The organism is Mesorhizobium sp. M1C.F.Ca.ET.210.01.1.1 (assembly GCF_004791585.1).
In the GTDB taxonomy this organism is placed as follows: domain Bacteria; phylum Pseudomonadota; class Alphaproteobacteria; order Rhizobiales; family Rhizobiaceae; genus Mesorhizobium.
Genome location: NZ_SRUU01000088.1, coordinates 1 through 1,245 on the forward strand (window position 1 = coordinate 1; position 1,245 = coordinate 1,245).

General features: G+C 58.6%; 1 protein-coding gene. It reads left to right on the forward strand.

The window, feature by feature from the left end; all coding sequences use genetic code 11:
• Window positions 1-26 precede the first annotated feature (26 nt).
• Entirely contained in the window at window positions 27-1,196 is a 1,170-nt protein-coding gene (locus EN853_RS33030; RefSeq protein ID WP_281062029.1) for an amidase, read from the forward strand.
• Window positions 1,197-1,245: the final 49 nt, after the last annotated feature.

Sequence of the window (1,245 nt, forward strand, 5' to 3'; positions counted from 1 at the left end):
GCCGCCTTCAGGAACAAGGAAGCCGTCTGTTCCAAGGCTGTCGCGCTGAAATTGACAGCTATTTTTTTCAAAGCGCTCGGAAGAGCGGGCTCCGAACTATAGGAAGAACGGCCACACCGGAGCTTGGGATGTCTATAATGGGTGAAAGTATGATCAATGGCATCACCCACAATCCCTGGAACCTTGAACGCTCTACAGGGGGCTCGTCTGCCGGAGCAGCCGCGGCGGTGGCCGTAGGTATCACGCCTATCGCCCACGGCAACGATGGCGGCGGGTCGATACGCATCCCAGCTGCTTGGTGCGGACTCGTCGGGCTAAGTCCGTCTCGCGGACGTGTTTCCGGCGGCCCATGCAACCAGGACGCATCATTTGGCCTATCGCGCGAGTTTGTTTTATGTCGAACCGTGCGTGATATGGCCGGCGCGCTCGATGCCTTTTCGGATCCCTATCCTGGCGATCCATTTATCATTGTCCGGCCGAACCGCTCCTATGTGGAGGAGCTTTCACAGCCTACCGGCACCCTGAGAGTGGGAGTGGCAAGGACCAAGTGGGGCGAGGTGGATTGTGAGCCGGAAGTCCTGAACGCCGTCGAATCGACGGCCGCCCTTCTCGAGGAAATGGGCCACAACGTCACCGACATCGAGCCGCCATATGAGCCGATCGAGTACTTGCGGAGTAACCTCGCCAAAACATTTTTTTTCGCGACTTCACTTGAAGAGACGGCGCGGACCTTGGGACGCCCGATCAACGCTGACACCTTAGAGCCCATCAACCTCAAACTTTATGAATACGGCCGGAATTCGCAGCGGCGTCCAGGGGACGCAGAAGAGGGCTACCGGAGAATGCGGCGCCGGGTGGGTGAGGCGATTCATGCCTTTGACATCCTGCTAACCCCCACAATGCCAATGGTAGCCCTACCGCACGGCGGCTTGAACAGTACGATCAACCCGACGCTGTCGGCGGAGGAATTCAAGGCAGCGGATGCTGCGCACATCCAGTACACAGGCGTATTTAATGTCTCTGGTCAGCCTGCCGTATCCTTGCCGTTGGCACAAAGCGCCAGCGGCCTCCCAATCGGGATTCAGATTGTCGGTCGCTTTGGGGATGAGGGCACACTGGTCCGTATCGCACGAGATCTGGAAGAAGCCAGACCTTGGAACAAACGGCGACCTAAGACTTGGGCAGGCGGCAAATGACAGTCACGCCGAAGAAGATGGGGGCTGACGACGGCCTCGTTCCCTCCCC